This window comes from Gordonia pseudamarae, assembly GCF_025273675.1.
GTDB classification, from domain to species: Bacteria; Actinomycetota; Actinomycetes; order Mycobacteriales; family Mycobacteriaceae; genus Gordonia; species Gordonia pseudamarae.
On sequence record NZ_CP045809.1, the window covers coordinates 850930 to 867201 of the forward strand.

The window sequence follows — 16272 nt, forward strand, 5'->3', positions numbered from 1 at the left end:
TTGTCATGACCGCTGTCCTGTCCAATTCCGTTTTCCGGCCCGTCGACCCGGCCGCCGTCGGCGGTGCCTTCCTCCCGCCGCTCGCGGATGTGGTCGGTGCCGACGAACGGGTGTCGCTGCTCGACGGATCGTCGGTGCTGTACGCCAACTTCGACTACGCGGCCAGTGCCCCGGCGTTGCGGGCCGTCGCCGACGGACTGCTGGCCGCCCTGCCGCAGTACGCGAGCGTGCACCGTGGCGCCGGCGCGCTGTCACAGATCACCACCCACCGCTACGAACAGGCCCGCGAAACCATCCGCCGGTTCGTCCGGGCCCGCGCCGACGACCACGTCGTGTTCACCCGCAACACCACCGACTCGATCAACCTGCTGGCCCACTGCCTCGGAGAGCGCGGCGGTGACGTGGTGGTCCTCGACATCGAGCATCACGCCAACCTGCTTCCGTGGCAGCGTCTTCCCGGTACCCGGCTGGTCACCGCCTGCGCGACCATCGAGGAGACGCTTGCCGCCCTGGAGGACGAGCTCGCGGCCACACCGGCGGCGCTGCTGGCGATCACCGCCGCCTCGAACGTCACCGGCGAGGTGCTGCCGGTCACGAGGCTGGCCTCGATCGCCCACCGGCACGGTGCCCGGATTCTCATCGACGGGGCACAACTGGTTGCGCACCAGCCGGTTTCGGTGGTCAGCCACGGTATCGACTATCTGGTGTTCTCCGGTCACAAGCTGTATGCGCCGTTCGGTTCCGGCGTGCTGGTGGGGCGCGGCGACTGGCTCGACGAGGCCTCGCCGTATCTGGCAGGCGGCGGCGCGAGCGCCGAGGTCGCCTCCGGCGGCCGGGCGCAGTGGCACACCGGACCGGCCCGGCACGAGGCGGGCTCGCCCAACGTGCTGGGCGCGGTGTCCATCGCGGATGCCTGCACCGCGTTGTCCGACATCGGTTTCGATGCGATCGGGCATCACGGGCACGCACTGCGTGAGCGGCTCGACGCCGGACTGTCGGTCCTCGACGGGGTGCGTCCGCTGCGGATCTTCACCGACTCGGCCGGCCGCGTCGGCATCGCGGGATTCGCCGTCGACGGCTTTTCGGCGCGCACGGTCGCCTGCTATCTGAGCGATCACCACGGTATCGGGGTGCGCGACGGCCGGTTCTGCGCGCACCCGCTGCTGACCCGGCTGGGCTATCCGGCCGGGGCGGTGCGGGCGAGTTTCGGTCTCGGCACCGGTGTCGATGACGTCGATCGCCTACTGAATGCATTGTCGGAGTTGGTGTCCCGTCGTGGCACCATCGAGCGGAAGTGAACCTGAGATGACTGTCGATATCGCCGAAGCCGTGACCGGGACAACCATCAGCGTGGGGCGGCCGCAACTGTCGGTCGCGCTGCGCGGGGACGCCGGCGTCGACCTGCCCATCGTGGTGCGTCGCCCGACGCTGCGTGATGCGCAGCGGGCGCGGAACGTGCTGCGGTCCGGCCAGCGTGACCCTGCGAGATTCATAGTGGCGCTGGAGGTGGAGGTGGCGATCGCCGCCCATCCCGCGTCGGCCCGGGCCTCGGTGGGTAATGTTCCCACCGACCCGGCGGGTTCGGAGACGGTGCGTTACATCGGCACCCCGCACGGGCTCATCGGTCTCATCCGTGACATCTACGCCGCCGAGGTCGCCGACGCGGTACTCATCACCCCGCTCGACGGTTCGGCCACCGAGTCCCGCATCCGGGACGAGGTCCTCCCGGCCTTCGCCGCGTAAAGATCGTCCGATATGGCGGTTGGCGCGGACATATGCCCGCGCCAACCGCCATACCGGATGAATTTTGTCGCCAGTGGAAGCTCAGGCCTCGCCGCGTTCCCACCGTTCGGTGAGCGCGGCCTCGGCATCGTCGGTGAGGGTGCCGTACAACCGGAACCGGGCCATGCCGCCGTCGGGATAGATATCCAGCCGGGCCTCGGTCATCGGCCGGTCGAGGTCTATGACGAACCGGTGCCGGGTGTCGGGCTGGAGCGTGGTGCGGGGCAACACCTCAAACCACTCGCCGTCCTCGCCGTCCCGGCCCCGGACCGTCGCGGCCCCGGGCGCGTTGCCGAGAAAATAGCTCGTGTCCAGTTCGACGAGGCCGGCGTGACTGCGGCCGGCCAGGCGTACCTGCACCCAGTCGTTGCCGGAGTCGCGGCGCCGCGAGGTCTCCCACCCCTCACCCATGGTGCGGGCGCGACCGGGCATCAGCAGATTGTTGGGGGAACTGTAGTACATGTTGGAACAGGCGGTGACCAGGCCGCCGTTCTCCAGAGCAGCCAGGTCGAAGTGTCCGTAGCGGAAGAACTTCGGGTCGGGTACACCGCGCCCGTGCACGCGGAACCGGGCCACGCCGCCGTCGGGATGCATGGTGAGCCGCACATGTGTGAACCGTTCCTTGGCGTCCACCCGGAACGGGTTGCGGGTGTCGCCGTCGACGGCCGACTTCTCGACGACGGTCACCCAGTCCTCGCTCGCGGCGAGTTCGGCCCCCGACACGATTCCTTCGACGGCGATGGCGTCGACGGAGATGAACGGTGGATAGTTGCCCTTGAACCAGGAGGTGTCGACCACCACGCCGTACACCACACCGGGAGTGCCGAGCCGCACGATCGCCTGGTCGACGCCCGGTTCGCGCCGGCGGCGGGTCTCCCAGCCGTCGTACACCTGACCCTTGTGCCCGAAGGTGGCCGGCCGGTATTCGGCCGGCGGGGCGTTGAGCAGATTCTGGACCTCGGCGAACAGGTCGTCGTTGGTCCACACCACCGCGCCTCCGAGATTTCGTAGCGCCAGGTCCGGCATCGACGTGAAGTGCGGGCGGGCGGCTGCGGGGGCGGGTGGGGAAGGTGTCACAACGGACGATCCTAATGCCGATGCCGCACCCTCGCCGGGGACGAGGAACTCGTCCCCGGCGCCGGTCTTCGGGGGCCGGGGAGGCGGGAGCACGAAGGGCCCGGTGAGACGGGAATCCGACGTGCCCGTCTCACCGGACCCTTCGAAGCGACGAACTCTCAGTGACCTTCGGTCTTGGCGCGCTCGATGGCCTCGACGGCCACCTTCTCGGCCGCCTCGCGGCCGACCCAGCCGCCGGGGGTGACACTCTTGCCCGGCTCGAGGTCCTTGTAGTGCTCGAAGAAGTGCGAGATGGCGTTCAACTCGAACTCGTTGACGTCGCCGACGTCCTGGATGTGGTCCCAGCGCACGTCACCGGCGGGCACGGCGAGGAGCTTGTCGTCGCCGCCGGCCTCGTCGGTCATGGTGTACATGGCCACGACACGGGCCTTGACCACGACGCCCGGATAGACGGATTCGGGGAGCAGGACCAGTACGTCGAGCGGATCGCCGTCCTCGCCGAGGGTGCCGTCGGCGTAGCCGTAGTCGGCGGGGTAGCCGAACGAGGTGTACAGGTAGCGGTCGAGGAAGACCTTGCCCGTCTCGTGGTCGACCTCGTACTTGTTGCGGCTGCCCTTGGGGATCTCGATGGTTACATCGAATTCCACGTTTCCTCCTGCGGTTGAGACTTGCGTGCGGGACTTCTGTCGCCCGCATGATCCGCCTAGAACGATACTGTTAGACCTGTATCCCTGACGTCGGACCCGGAGGTTTTGTGCGCGACACCGTCAGCTCGCGTCCCAGGAGGACTCGGCGAATAGTCGTCTGGACGTTGCTGTCGCTGGTGATGGTCGCGGTCCTGGTCGCAGGCGCGGTCACCGTCTACGCCCAGCTCGGCGAGGACGAACTGCCGCCCGGGATTCCGCCGCGGCCGGCGGCGATCGTCGTCGACCCGCAGATCAGGCCGGTGTCGGCGGATGCGCCCACACCGTCGGCGGCGGGTGTGCGCAGGGCGATCGCCTCGTCGGTCACGGCGCCGGCGCTGGGCGAGTTCACCGGCCAGATCTCCGATCCGCGCACCGGCGAGGTGCTGTGGTCGCAGTCCCCCGACGAGCCGCGGGTGCCCGCATCCAACGCCAAGGTGCTGACCGGTGCGGCGGCACTGCTCGGCCTGCCGCACGACAAACGCCTCACCACGCGGGTGCTGGCCGGGGCGGGCGGACAGCTGATCCTCCAGGGCGCCGGTGATCCGACATTGTCGGCGCAGCCGACCGGCGCGGCCACCTTCTACACCGATCCCGGCCGCATCGCCGAGCTGGCTGCGCAGATCAAGAAGTCCGGCGTCGACGTGTCATCGGTGGCGGTGGACACCTCGGCGTTCACCGGGCCCACCATGAACGGCAACTGGGCGCGCGCGGACATCGCCGGCGGCGACATCACCCCGATCGAGGCGCTGATCGTCGACGGCGGCCGGGTCGCCGACCCGCTCGACGAGTTCTCCGCACGTACCCCCGACCCGGCGAAAGTGGCGGGCCGGGCGCTCGCCGAGGCACTCGGCGTCGACTTCGACGATGACGAGGGCATCACCGCGGGCACCGACGCGCAGACGGTGGCGTCGGTGCGCTCGGCGCCGCTGCAGACGCGGGTGGAGGACATGCTCCGGTTCAGCGACAACGTGCTCGCCGAAACCCTCGCCGTGGAATTGTCGGTGGCCCGCGGCGGCCCGGCCACCCTGGCGGCGGGCGCCGAAGCGGTGAAGGCGACACTCGCCGACGCCGGTTTCGACGTGGCCGGCGTGACGATGGACGACTCGTCGGGCCTGTCCTACGACAACCGGGTGTCGGCCAAGATCCTGGACACGGTGATGTCGGCGGCCAGCGCCCCGGTGTCGTCGGGCCCGGCCACCACCTCCTCGGGGGAGTCGGTGGGTTCGGGCAGCGGTATCGGGGCGAGCGCTCAGACCCGCACCGCTCTGCGTCCGCTGCTCGACGGCCTGCCGATCGCGGCCGGTACCGGCACCCTCGCCGACCGGTTCGATCCGTCGACCAATCCGGGTGCGGGCTGGGCGCGGGCCAAGACCGGAACGTTGACGGGGGTCAGTTCGTTGACGGGGATAGTGCAAACCGTCGACGGCCGCGTCCTGTCGTATGCGCTGATCTCGGGCGGAACCTCTCCGGCCGATGCGAGACCGGCGCTCGACGCGGTGGTCGGAGACTTGAGGGAGTGCGGATGCCGATGACCGAGAACACACACACAGACCCGACACCCGGCCATAGGCAGGAGTCGGGCGGGCAGGAGTCGGGCGCCGATCGTATCGACTGGTCGGTCGCCGCCGGTATCGGCAAACGGCTGTCGCGTCCGGGACCCACGATCACCGAGTACACGCGGGAGGCGGCCTACGCGGAGCTGCTCGACGCCGCGACCCGCGCCGAGGCGCCGGTCCGGGAGGTGACCGGCCTGGCCGACGGCCTGCGTATTCCCACAACCCGGGTGCTCGACCGCAACGAATGGGTCGACGCCGCCGCCCGCTCCATGCAGTCCATGCTCGGTACCGAGCCGGGGACGTCGTCGGAGGAGGTGCCCTCGACGCCGGTCGGGCCGGCCCCGTCGCCGCCCGGTGGTCTCACCGCGATCCCCGGCAGATTCTGGCGGTCCTCGGTCGCCACGCTGGAGAAGGTTCCCGGCACGGTCGGCGGTGCCCAGGCGGGCGCGCTGCTGGCGTTCCTGTCGTCGGCGATCCTCGGCCAGTACGACCCGTTCACCCCCGACCCGGACACCGGGGAACCGGGGGTGCTGATGGTGGTGGCACCCAACATCATCACCGTCGAACGCAACCTCAAGGTGGTGCCGTCGGACTTCCGGCTGTGGGTGTGCCTGCACGAGGTGACCCACCGGGTGCAGTTCTCGGCCAATCCGTGGCTTCGGCAGTACATGACCGACAACATCGAGGTGCTCACCTCCGATGCGGGGGAGTCGGTGTCGGAGGTGGTCAGCCGCATCACCGAGGCGGTCCGCAGTGACAAGCCCCGTGAGAAGGGCGTCGTGGGTGCGATGCAGTTGATGCAGTCGCCGGAGCAGTACGAGGCGTTCAACCGGATGATGATGCTCGGCACCCTGCTGGAGGGGCATGCCGATCATGTGATGGATGCGGTGGGCCCGGCACACGTGCCGACGGTCGCGGCCATCCGCAAGGCGTTCGACGGCCGTCGCGCCGCCCGGCAGAGTCCACTGCAACGCATCTTCCGGGCACTGATCGGCATGGACGCCAAGCTGGCCCAATACGTGCGGGGCAAGGCGTTCGTCGACGAAGTGGTGGCGGCCGTCGGCATGGAACGGTTCAACACCATCTGGAGCTCCCCCGAGACGATGCCGTTGCCCGCCGAGATCACCGAGCCGACATTGTGGATCGAACGGGTGCTGTAACCGCGGCCGTAGCCGCCTTCGTCCGACTCCATCTCGGTCCGCCCCGTCCACCGGTGTCGTCCTCGCCGGTTGAGGCGCGAGGAGCGCAAGCGACGAGCCTCGAAACCCCGCACGACAACAACGTCCGCCCACCCGGCGCCGACACCCGCACGCCCGCACCGGCGACCACGGCGGTCTGCGTGGCCCTCTCCGGCGGCCCCGACTCACTGGCATTGCTGGCCTGTGCGGTGCGCGCAGGTCTGTCGGCGCACGCGATCGTCGTCGACCACGCGCTGCAGCCGGGGTCGGCAGACATCGCGCGCCGTGCCGCCGATCAGGCGATCGAGCTGGGCGCCGGCGCCGAGGTGGTCACGGTGACCGTCGACGGCCGGGGCGGCCTGGAGTCGGCCGCACGTACGGCCCGCTACGCCGCCCTCGATCGGGCCCGCGCCGGCCGTCCGGTCCTGCTCGGTCACACGATGGACGATCAGGCCGAGACGGTCCTGCTGGGTCTGGCGCGCGGTTCGGGCGCGCGTTCGTTGGCGGGGATGCGGGTGTGGAACGCCCCGTGGGGCCGGCCGTTGCTCGGCGTCCGCCGGGCCGACACGATCGGCGTCTGCGCCGAATTGGGCCTGACCCCGTTCGACGATCCACACAACAGCGACCCCCGGTTCACCCGGGTGCGTCTGCGCCGCGAGGCCCTGCCGCTGCTCGACGACATCCTGCACGGCGTGACCCCGGCCCTGGCCCGGACCGCCATGTCGTTGCGGGAGGACAACGACACCCTCGACGCGCTCGCCGCCACCGCCTACGCCGCCCTGGTCGGGCCCGACCCGCGCGCGGCGGACCCCGGGCCCGCCGCGGGGTCTCCGGTTCCTGTCCCTGTCGAGGCGTTGGCGGCGCACCCGCCCGCGATCCGCCGTCGTGTCATCCGGCTGTGGTTGCACGGGTGTGGTGTCACCGATCCGACGCGGCCGGTGATCGGGGCGGTCGACGCACTGGTCGCCGACTGGCACGGTCAGGGTGGGGTCGCGATCGGCGGAGACCCCGACTATCGCCTGGAGGCGATCCGCACCCGCGGAGTTCTCACCGTGCGCCGCACCCCCCGCCGGGGTTGAGGTGTGCGCAGCCGTCGCCGACGGGCCTTCCCTGTCCCGGGGGCCGATACATCCCCGACCCGTACCTGGGACAAGCCATTCCTGAGCCAAAAATGTCGGCAACCGCGACTCGGCAGGAGTCACGGTTGCCGACATTCCGGTCGGTGCGGAGGGTCCGTTCAGGACATCCGTGCGGTCAGTTCTTCTTCTTGCCCGGGGGGGTGAACGGCGCGCTGATTGTCTGGAAGTAGCGGATACCCGCCACGACCACCGAGCCGCCGCCGCCGAGGATGGTCCCCGCGATGCCGCCGAGCGCGACACCGGCGGTCAGCGCCGGAACACAGGCGACGATCGTGGCACAACCGACGACGCCGATCAGTCCGACGCCGATGATGACACCGATCACCGCGAAGACGATGGAGGTGATGGTCATGCCGGCCGCGACCTCGGAGTTGAAGCGTTTGAGCGCCGCGTCGTCACGATCCTTGCGCGTCTGGTATCCGCCGGACGCGTAGTTCTGGGCGTACTTGCGTGCGGTCCCGACCTGCTTGGCGTCGGCGGGCGCTGAGCGGGCCAGATCTTTGATCGGGACGAGCGCCACCCGATTCGAGCTGTACGTGACCAGGTCGATGGGGAACTGCTTGTCCTCGAGCGAGTAGGTCAGCGGCATCGCCCACACCGCTTTGCCCGCGTTGTTGCGGATGCTGACGATGGTGCCGTCACGGGTGATGGAACCCCCGGTCACCGACAGCAGAACCTTGTTGCCGTCCCGGGAGATCTCGTACTTCACCGGGTTGTTCGCGGGTGCGGCGCCGGCCGCCCCGCCGCTGAGGAGAGCCGTCGTCACCGCCAGCACCGCGATGACCGCCGCGGTGAGCAGCCGGGTGATGGTCTGTCTGGAAAGAATGGACATTGTGTGAATCGCTTTCTCTGGGCGGGGGCTGGCCGCCGTATGAGGTGGATCGGTCTGCTCGGAGCCGCGAGACAGGACCGGTATTTGTACTGAAGGAGCGTCTTCGCAATGCCAAATCGGCCCCCTGTTAAGCCAGTGTTTCATCTGGGTGTGACAAAAATGTGGGGAAAAGGTCCCATAGCTGTGAAGTGGTCGAGAAATCACCCGAATGGCGGACATTATTTCTCGCGGTAGAAATAGTGGCACGGGGAACGCCGTTCGGACTCGGCGATCGAGTGCTGATCCCCGGTGTGGCAGCGGAAGCGCGCACTACAACAATCCCGTCGACGATGAACGTCGACGGGATTGGGTGGCAATCGGTCGTGCCGGGATTCCGGCCGTTGAACTACTTCGGGCAGGTGTCGGCCTTGAACGGGGTGTTCAGGGTGGTGAAGTAGCGGCTTGCGGCATACATGAGTGTCGGGCCACCGGCGACGATGGTGCCGATGATGCCGCCGACGGGCGCACCGACTGTGATCCCGATACCGGCGAATGCCAGACCGACGATCGCGCCGATTGCGGTGCCGACGAAGCCGCCGATAGCGGTGGCGGTACCGAGCTGGCTGGTCACGCGGCTCAGCGCGGCGTCGTCACGCTCCTGGCGCGACTTGTAGCCGTCCTTGTCGGTCTTGTCCTTGGCGCAGGCCGTGCTCTTCTTCTTGGCGTAGTCCCGTTCGGCGACGAGTTTGGAGGCCTTGAAGGTCCGCGTGCTGACCGGCGTGGCCAGCGTCTTGTCGGTGGACGGCGTCAGGGTGGCGTCGTACTTGGTGCGGTGTGTGATGCCGATGGGGAACTGCAGCTTGTCCACCGCGTAGGACAGCGGCGCGGTCCACACCTTGCGGCCCGCGGTGTCGTTGATGGCGACCCAGCCGTCCTCGCTGGTGATGGTGCCGTTGCCGACGTGAAGTTTGATGGAGTCCCCGGCGCGCCAGATCTTGTAGCTGACCGGATCGGCCGGAGCCGCCGCCGCGCCGCCGCTGCCGATGAACGCGGTGGTCATGGCGAAGATCGCCAGTACCATTGCGGTGGTGATGCGCACCGGGGTGCGCACGCTCGGGTTCTGCATACGGGTACTGCCTTCTGTCGTGGACATTGCTGTCTCGTCGCCTTGCACGATGTGGTTCGACGATGCGGGCTGTCTCGATCACACGACAATCGGAGACAATCCGATCGGGCCGTGACACCGTCATCAGGCGGTGGCACCATCATCAGGCGGTGGCACCATCATCAGGTAGTGACACCATCATCGGACAGTGCGACGCACCTTACAAATTCACATCGTTCTTGGTGTCCGATGTTTACAGAAGGTACCGATAAGCACGCCCAATCGTTACCGTTACGTGATAAAAACCATCCAGATGGTTGACAGAAGGCCCACAGAGTTGGGGGCAGTGACGGCGGGTGCGAAATGGTGCGAGCGGCTAAGTATCGCACCGTCGGGTGGGGGTTGTACGGGGTTGGCGGCGGCGGTGTTCCGACGTCGAAGTCCGGCGAACCGGCTATATGCCGGTGACGGTTGTCCACATCGGCGGCGCCCCGGATGTCCGACTACCGGACCCGCGCCGGCCATGACAAGCTGAACGGGTGCAGCCCGATGACTTGCAGCCCAGCAGCCCCGACCTCACCGGCCCCGACGGTCGCGATCCCTACGGCGACGACATCGAGGCGATCCTCATCACCGAGGAGCAGATCCGGCAACGCACCCGCGAACTGGCCGAGTCGGTGGCCGCCCGCTACGCCGACACCGAGGACGACCTGCTGCTGATCGGCGTTCTCAAGGGCGCGATCATGTTCATGACCGACTTCGCCCGCGTCCTGCCCATTCCGTCGCAGATGGAGTTCATGGCCGTCAGCAGCTACGGCTCGTCCACCTCGTCGTCGGGGGTGGTGCGCATTCTCAAGGACCTCGACCGCGACATCGCCGACCGAGACGTGCTGATCGTCGAGGACATCATCGACTCGGGCCTGACCCTGTCGTGGTTGATGCGCAACCTGTCCACCCGTAACCCGCGCACCCTGGAAGTGTGCACGTTGCTGCGCAAACCCGACGCGGTCAGGTCGCCCATCGACGTCGCGGACATCGGATTCGACATCCCCAACGAGTTCGTCGTCGGCTACGGCCTCGACTACGCCGAACGCTACCGTGACCTGCCGTACATCGGCCGTCTCAAGCCCAGCGTCTACGAGCACTGACGAGCCGGGAACGGTTTTCCTTCGCCGCACGTTCACCGGTAGCCTGGGTCAATAGCCCTCGCCCGCGTCTGCGTGCGCTCACCTGAAGCATGCACGCCGCCGGCGATGTGGGGTGGTCGCGACGCGGCCGGGAGAAGTCGACGGGAAGGACAGCGGGAGCGGCTCGACACGCCGCACCCCACCAACAGCGAATGAACCGCAAGACAGTTTTCCGCAATCTGGCCATCCTCGCGCTGATCCTGTTGGTGCTGTGGGGCTGGAGCGCGATGCGCGACACCGACCGCGGTTTCCGCGGCGTCGACACGTCGGTCGCGCTCACCGAACTCAACAAGAAGAACGTCGAGTTCGTGCAGATCGACGACCGTGAGCAGACGCTTCGGATCACCCTGAAAGAGTCGATCAAGGTCGACGACAAGGGCGCCACCGCCGAGAAGATCAGTGCCAAGTACCCGTCCGACGGCAGCGATTTCGTCTTCGAATCGGTGCGCGCCTCGGGCGCCGGCTACCAGACCAACGTGTCCCAGGACTCGGTCCTGTGGTCCATCCTGGTGTTCCTGCTGCCGATGATCATCCTGTTCGGCCTGTTCTTCTTCGTGATGAGCCGGATGCAGGGCGGCGGACGCGGTGGGGTGATGGGCTTTGGCAAGTCCAAGGCCAAGCAACTGTCCAAGGACATGCCCAAGACCACCTTCGCCGACGTCGCCGGTGCCGACGAGGCCGTCGAAGAGTTGCACGAGATCAAGGACTTCCTGCAGAACCCGGCCCGTTACCAGGCACTGGGCGCCAAGATCCCCAAGGGCGTCCTGCTCTACGGTCCGCCCGGTACCGGCAAGACGCTGCTGGCCCGTGCCGTCGCCGGTGAGGCCGGGGTGCCCTTCTTCACGATCTCCGGTTCGGACTTCGTGGAGATGTTCGTCGGTGTCGGTGCCTCCCGTGTGCGTGACCTGTTCGAACAGGCCAAACAGAACAGCCCGTGCATCATCTTCGTCGACGAGATCGACGCCGTCGGCCGCCAGCGCGGCGCCGGCATGGGCGGCGGTCACGACGAACGCGAACAGACCCTCAACCAGCTGCTCGTGGAGATGGACGGCTTCTCCGACCGGTCCGGCATCATCCTGATCGCCGCCACCAACCGGCCTGACATCCTCGACCCGGCGTTGCTGCGCCCGGGCCGCTTCGACCGGCAGATCCCCGTCGGCAACCCCGACATGGCAGGGCGCCGGGCGATCCTGAACGTGCATGCCAAGGGCAAGCCGATCGACTCGGGTGCCGACCTCGACGGTCTGGCCAAGCGGACCCCCGGCATGTCCGGCGCCGACCTGGCCAACGTCGTCAACGAGGCGGCCCTGCTCACCGCGCGCGAGAACAAGACCGTGATCACCGCCGAGGCCCTCGAAGAGGCCGTCGACCGGGTTGTGGGCGGTCCGCGCCGCAAGAGCCACATCATCAGCGAGCACGAGAAGAAGGTCGTCGCCTACCACGAGGGTGGTCATACACTCGCGGCGTGGGCGATGCCCGACCTCGACCCCATCTACAAGGTCACCATCCTGGCCCGCGGGCGTACCGGCGGCCACGCGCTCGCCGTGCCCGAGCAGGACAAGGACCTGATGACGCGTTCGGAGATGATCGCGCGGCTGGTCATGGCCATGGGTGGGCGCGCCGCCGAGGAACTGGTCTTCCACGAGCCCACCACCGGTGCGTCCAGCGATATCGACCAGGCCACCAAGATCGCCCGCGCGATGGTCACCGAGTACGGCATGAGTGCCCGGCTGGGTGCGGTGCGGTACGGCCACGAGCAGGGTGACCCGTTCCTGGGCCGGTCGATGGGCGCGCAGGCCGAATACTCCACCGACGTGGCACGCGATATCGACGACGAGGTGCGCAGGCTCATCGAGTTCGCGCACACCGAGGCGTGGTCGATCCTGTCGGAGTACCGCGACACCCTCGACGTGCTCGCGACCAACCTGCTGGAAAAAGAGACGCTGACCCGCAAGGATCTGGAGAAGATCTTCTCCGACGTGGTCAAACGCCCCCGGATCACCGCGTTCAACGACTGGGGCGAGCGCACCCCCAGCGACAAGCCGCCGGTGAAGACGCCGGGTGAGTTGGCGATGGAACGTGGCGAGCCGTGGCCGCCGCCGCAGCAGGCCGCACCGCAGCCGGTTCCGGCGGGAGTCGCCTATCAACCGGCACCCGGATACGGGCAGCCGCACCCGGCGGGCACCCAGCCCTACCCCCAGCCGGGGTACCCCCAGCCCGGCTACGGCTCGGGTCCCGGACAGTCCGGCGGGACGTATCCCGACTACGGCGCACCGCGCGACTGGTCGGCGCCGGGATGGCCGCCCCACCATGGCGCACCCCAGAACGGTCCGGCGCAGGGCTGGCCGGGCGGGTATCCGCAGCAACCGGCCGACCCGCACCAGGGTGTCAATGGCAGCGGGACCAATGGCAGCGGGGCCAATGGCAGCGGGGCCAATGGCAGCGGGGCCAATGGTCCGGGCACCAATGGTCCCGACCGGCAGTAGCGCCCTGTCGTCGGTTGAGGCGTGACGGGCCGTGGGGCGAGGAGCCCGGCAACCCGGTGACCTGGAACCCAGCTGAGCCGGCACCGTCCCGGCGCCGGCTTCCCGGTTCACCACCGCGCACCTCGACCGACGAGAAGCCCGGCGGCACCGACAACTTAGGATCGACTCATGACGATGACCGATGACAGCGAGCCGTTGATCGACGCACAGGTGGGTGACGGCGTGGCCAGACGTCCGTTCGACCTCGCCCGTGCCGAGGCTGCGGTGCGCGAATTACTGCTGGCGGTGGGTGAGGATCCCGATCGTGAGGGACTGCGCCGAACCCCGGCCCGCGTCGCCAAGGCGTACGAGGAGGTGTTCGCCGGCCTCTACACCGATCCGAGTGAGGTCCTGGCGACCACGTTCGACGAGGACCACGACGAGTTGGTGCTGGTCAAGGACATCCCGATGTACTCCACCTGCGAGCATCATCTGGTCGCCTTTCACGGGGTGGCCCATGTCGGCTACATCCCCGGCGAGTCCGGTCAGGTCACGGGGCTGTCCAAGTTGGCCCGGCTGGTCGACCTGTACGCGAAGCGCCCGCAGGTGCAGGAGCGCCTGACCAGTCAGATCGCCGACGCGATCGTCGCCCGGCTCAACCCGCGCGGGGTGATCGTGGTGATCGAGGCCGAGCATCTGTGCATGGCGATGCGCGGTATCCGCAAGCCCGGTGCGACGACGACGACGTCGGCGGTGCGCGGTCTGTTCAAGACCAGTGCGGTCTCGCGCGGCGAAGCGCTGGACCTGATCTCCCGCTGACGTGCCGTTCCCAGCGCCTTCCGCATCGGTACCGAGGACCCGGGTGATGGGTGTCCTCAACGTCACCGCCGACTCCTTTTCCGACGGCGGCCGCTATCTCGACGTCGACGCCGCGGTGGCGCACGGACGTGAACTGCTCGACCAGGGCGCCGACATCATCGACGTCGGCGGCGAATCCACCCGTCCGGGTGCGGTGCGTATCGACCCGGAGATCGAGGCGTCGCGGGTGGCGCCGGTGATCGCGGGTCTGCGCGCCCATATCGACCGCACCCCCGGGTTGACGGGTGCCCGTATCTCCGTCGACACGATGCGCGCGCGGGTTGCCGAGGAGGCGATCACTGCGGGCGCGACGATCGTCAACGACGTGTCCGGTGGCCGCGCCGATCCACGGATGGTGCGGGTGCTCGCGGCCGCCGGCATTCCGTGGATCCTGATGCATTGGCGCCCACTGGCGGTCACGGCCGAGGACCGGCGCGAGCTGTTCACCCATTCCCTTGACGACATCGGCGGCTACCGCGACGTGGTGGCCGAGGTGAGCGGCGAGTTGCTCGCCCAAGTCGACACGGCGGTATCCGGCGGGGTCGACCCCGCGAAGGTCATCCTCGACCCGGGATTGGGGTTCGCCAAAGCGCCCGAACACAATTGGGCATTGCTGCACGCGCTGCCGACACTGGTCGGGCTCGGTTTCCCGGTGCTCATCGGTGCCTCCCGCAAACGTTTCCTCGGGTCGCTGCTGGCCTCCGGCGGCACCGACCGTGAGCCCGCGGGCCGCGAGGTGGCCACGGCCGCGGTCTCGGCGCTGGCCGCGGCCGGTGGGGCATGGGGCGTGCGGGTGCACGATGTGGCCGCGAGCCGCGACGCGGTGGCGGTGGCGGCGGCATGGACCGCCGGCGGGCGGCGCGGTCTGGTGGACCAACGCCTCGACGAGAGCATCGGTGAAGTCGAGAGCATCGGTGGAGTCGAGAGCATCGGTGGACAGGAGAACGCGGAGACATGACCGATCGGATCGAACTGAGGGGCCTGGTGGTCCGCGGCCATCACGGTGTTTTCGACCACGAGAAACGTGACGGCCAGGATTTCGTCGTCGACGTCGTGCTGTGGCTGGATCTGCGGGCGGCGGCGTCGTCGGACGATCTCGCCGACACGGTCGACTACGGTGCGTTGGCACAGTTGGCGCACGACATCGTCGCCGGTGAGCCACGCGATCTGATCGAGACGGTCAGCGCCGAGGTGGCCGAGGCCGTGATGGCCGACCGGCGGATCACCGCGTGCGAGGTGACCCTGCACAAGCCGTCGGCGCCCATCCCGCTGACGTTCGGGGACGTGGCGGTGGTGGCCCGGCGCTCGCGCAAGTCGGCCGGTTCGCCGGTACCCGCGGCGGGCCGGCCAGCATGAGCCGGGCGGTGCTGTCGGCGGGATCCAATATGGGCGACACGGTGGCGCATCTGTCGGCGGTGGTGCGGGCGGTGGCCGATGAGCTGATCGCCGTATCCGGGATGTACGCGACAGCGCCGTGGGGTGGCGTCGAACAGGCGGACTTCCACAACATCACCCTGATCACCGAGGGGCTGCGTGACGGCATGGGGTGGCTGCGGCTGTGCCGTGACCTGGAGTGCGCCGCCGACCGGGTCCGCGATGTGCGGTGGGGTCCGAGGACCCTGGATGTTGATGTGATCTCGGTCGATGACGACGGCCCGGTGCTGTCGGACGATCCGGAGCTGACGTTGCCGCATCCTCGCGCCGCGCGGCGGGCGTTCGTGCTGGTGCCGTGGCGGGAGATCGAACCCGACGCGCGGTTGTGGACACCGGCCGGGACACGTTCGATCGCTGAGTTGATCGCGGCGCTGCCCGCCGACGAGGTGGCGCAGGTGCGGCAGATCGCCCCGTGTTCGGACGCCGGGACCGGCGCGCTGCCGGAGTGGGTCCGATGACCGCGCCCCGGGTCGGCGGACCCACCGGCGACGGGCCCGAACCGACGTTCGGTCCCACCAGGCCTCGTGACCTGGCCGCCATCACGGCGTTCGTCACGGTCGCGTCGTGGATTCTGGTCCGCTACAACTACGGCGACCTGCCTCCGCTGCCCTTGCTGGCGGGACTGGTGTTCTACGTGCTCGCGGCGATCGAGGTGGTCGTGGCGTTCGTCGTGCGCGCCCGAGTCGCCAATCGTGATGTGGGCCGCGCGCACGGCCAGCTGCATCCGTTGCTCGCCGCCCGGGTCGTCGCGCTGGCCAAGGCCTCGGCACTTCTCGGGGCCATCGGGACGGGTGTGTGGGCGGGTCTGCTGGCCTACCTGTGGCGGCACAGCGACCTGTCGGCGGCTCACGACGACACTCCGGCAGCGGTCATCGGGCTGATCGGCGGTGTGCTACTGGTTGCGGCCGCGCTGTGGCTCGAATACTGTTGCAGGGCACCGGATGACCCGACGAACGAGGCCGCCGGCGGGCATGCCGATCCGGCCTGATCGCGC

At 68.6% G+C, this 16272-nt stretch carries 16 protein-coding genes; 12 read left to right on the plus strand and 4 right to left on the minus strand.

The features are described 5' to 3' along the window. Window positions 1-5 precede the first annotated feature (5 nt). Both GII31_RS03660 and GII31_RS03665 read left to right on the plus strand, forming a co-directional pair. Complete coding sequence (locus GII31_RS03660) at window positions 6-1298, plus strand: aminotransferase class V-fold PLP-dependent enzyme (RefSeq protein WP_213246898.1); 1293 nt, start codon at window positions 6-8, stop codon at window positions 1296-1298. Window positions 1299-1305: 7 nt separating this feature from the next. Beyond that, complete coding sequence (locus GII31_RS03665) at window positions 1306-1743, plus strand: hypothetical protein (protein WP_213246900.1); 438 nt, start codon at window positions 1306-1308, stop codon at window positions 1741-1743. An 81-nt stretch (window positions 1744-1824) separates the two neighbouring features. On the opposite strand, the gene alc is transcribed toward GII31_RS03665, so the two are convergent. Both alc and GII31_RS03675 read right to left on the minus strand, forming a co-directional pair. Then, on the minus strand, window positions 1825-2808 hold the full coding sequence (gene alc / locus GII31_RS03670; RefSeq protein ID WP_246222247.1) for an allantoicase: 984 nt from the start codon (window positions 2806-2808) through the stop codon (window positions 1825-1827). Between the two features lie 209 nt (window positions 2809-3017). Further along, window positions 3018-3506, minus strand: a complete 489-nt coding sequence (locus GII31_RS03675; RefSeq protein WP_213246904.1) for an inorganic diphosphatase — start codon at window positions 3504-3506, stop codon at window positions 3018-3020. A gap of 179 nt (window positions 3507-3685) precedes the next feature. Between GII31_RS03675 and GII31_RS03680 the strand changes: the two genes are divergently transcribed. From GII31_RS03680 to tilS, 3 genes are all read left to right on the plus strand, one after another. Continuing rightward, window positions 3686-5077, plus strand: a complete 1392-nt coding sequence (locus tag GII31_RS03680) for a D-alanyl-D-alanine carboxypeptidase/D-alanyl-D-alanine-endopeptidase (protein ID WP_213249797.1) — start codon at window positions 3686-3688, stop codon at window positions 5075-5077. Beyond that, on the plus strand, window positions 5074-6261 hold the full coding sequence (locus tag GII31_RS03685) for a zinc-dependent metalloprotease (protein WP_213246906.1): 1188 nt from the start codon (window positions 5074-5076) through the stop codon (window positions 6259-6261). Before GII31_RS03680 ends, GII31_RS03685 begins: the two co-directional genes overlap by 4 nt. Before the next feature lie 179 nt (window positions 6262-6440). After that, on the plus strand, window positions 6441-7358 hold the full coding sequence (gene tilS / locus GII31_RS03690) for a tRNA lysidine(34) synthetase TilS (RefSeq protein ID WP_246222248.1): 918 nt from the start codon (window positions 6441-6443) through the stop codon (window positions 7356-7358). Window positions 7359-7533: 175 nt separating this feature from the next. On the opposite strand, the gene GII31_RS03695 is transcribed toward tilS, so the two are convergent. Then, window positions 7534-8250, minus strand: a complete 717-nt coding sequence (locus GII31_RS03695) for a glycine zipper family protein (RefSeq protein WP_213246910.1) — start codon at window positions 8248-8250, stop codon at window positions 7534-7536. Window positions 8251-8635: 385 nt separating this feature from the next. Further along, a complete protein-coding gene (locus GII31_RS03700; protein ID WP_213246912.1) occupies window positions 8636-9382 on the minus strand; it encodes a hypothetical protein in 747 nt (248 codons plus the stop codon). Window positions 9383-9888: 506 nt separating this feature from the next. Between GII31_RS03700 and hpt the strand changes: the two genes are divergently transcribed. The 7 genes from hpt (at window position 9889) to GII31_RS03735 (ending at window position 16266) form a co-directional block, all read left to right on the plus strand. Next, window positions 9889-10482: a hypoxanthine phosphoribosyltransferase gene (gene hpt, locus GII31_RS03705; RefSeq protein WP_213249805.1), complete on the plus strand. Its 594-nt coding sequence runs from the start codon at window positions 9889-9891 to the stop codon at window positions 10480-10482. 191 nt (window positions 10483-10673) lie between these two features. Continuing rightward, window positions 10674-13007 carry an ATP-dependent zinc metalloprotease FtsH gene (gene ftsH, locus GII31_RS03710; protein ID WP_260840294.1) on the plus strand — a complete coding sequence of 778 codons (2334 nt, stop codon included), beginning with the start codon at window positions 10674-10676 and terminating at the stop codon, window positions 13005-13007. Between the two features lie 174 nt (window positions 13008-13181). Next, window positions 13182-13805, plus strand: coding sequence for a GTP cyclohydrolase I FolE (gene folE, locus GII31_RS03715; protein WP_407649967.1), 624 nt, complete (start codon window positions 13182-13184; stop codon window positions 13803-13805). A gap of 46 nt (window positions 13806-13851) precedes the next feature. After that, window positions 13852-14802, plus strand: coding sequence for a dihydropteroate synthase (gene folP, locus GII31_RS03720; RefSeq protein ID WP_246222094.1), 951 nt, complete (start codon window positions 13852-13854; stop codon window positions 14800-14802). Further along, on the plus strand, window positions 14799-15200 hold the full coding sequence (gene folB, locus GII31_RS03725) for a dihydroneopterin aldolase (protein WP_213246919.1): 402 nt from the start codon (window positions 14799-14801) through the stop codon (window positions 15198-15200). Before folP ends, folB begins: the two co-directional genes overlap by 4 nt. Further along, on the plus strand, window positions 15197-15736 hold the full coding sequence (gene folK, locus GII31_RS03730) for a 2-amino-4-hydroxy-6-hydroxymethyldihydropteridine diphosphokinase (RefSeq protein ID WP_213246921.1): 540 nt from the start codon (window positions 15197-15199) through the stop codon (window positions 15734-15736). The genes folB and folK overlap by 4 nt, the downstream gene beginning before the upstream one ends. Next, a complete protein-coding gene (locus GII31_RS03735; protein ID WP_213246923.1) occupies window positions 15733-16266 on the plus strand; it encodes a DUF3180 domain-containing protein in 534 nt (177 codons plus the stop codon). Before folK ends, GII31_RS03735 begins: the two co-directional genes overlap by 4 nt. Window positions 16267-16272 lie beyond the last annotated feature (6 nt).